The sequence below is a fragment of the Amycolatopsis sp. lyj-346 genome (genome assembly GCF_046548975.1).
Taxonomy (GTDB): domain Bacteria; phylum Actinomycetota; class Actinomycetes; order Mycobacteriales; family Pseudonocardiaceae; genus Amycolatopsis.
Window position 1 is genome coordinate 1 of sequence record NZ_JAJPWT010000087.1, and the last position, 511, is coordinate 511.

General features: G+C 62.8%; 1 pseudogene. It reads left to right on the forward strand.

The features are described 5' to 3' along the window. Positions 1-511 (forward strand): annotated as a pseudogene (locus ACLJQE_RS44835) (host specificity protein J); the annotation flags it as partial.

A 511-nucleotide genomic window follows, 5' to 3' on the forward strand; every position in this document is an offset into this window, starting at 1 on the left:
CTGAAGCTGCCGACGCTGCGCCAGCGACTGTTCCGCTGCGTGAGTATCCGTGAGAACGACGACGGCACGTATGCCATCACCGCCGTGCAGCATGTGCCGGAAAAAGAGGCCATCGTGGATAACGGGGCGCACTTTGACGGCGAACAGAGTGGCACGGTGAATGGTGTCACGCCGCCAGCGGTGCAGCACCTGACCGCAGAAGTCACTGCAGACAGCGGGGAATATCAGGTGCTGGCGCGATGGGACACACCGAAGGTGGTGAAGGGCGTGAGTTTCCTGCTCCGTCTGACCGTAACAGCGGACGACGACAGTGAGCGGCTGGTCAGCACGGCCCGGACGACGGAAACCACATACCGCTTCACGCAACTGGCGCTGGGGAACTACAGGCTGACAGTCCGGGCGGTAAATGCGTGGGGGCAGCAGGGCGATCCGGCGTCGGTATCGTTCCGGATTGCCGCACCGGCAGCACCGTCGAGGATTGAGCTGACGCCGGGCTATTTTCAGATAACCG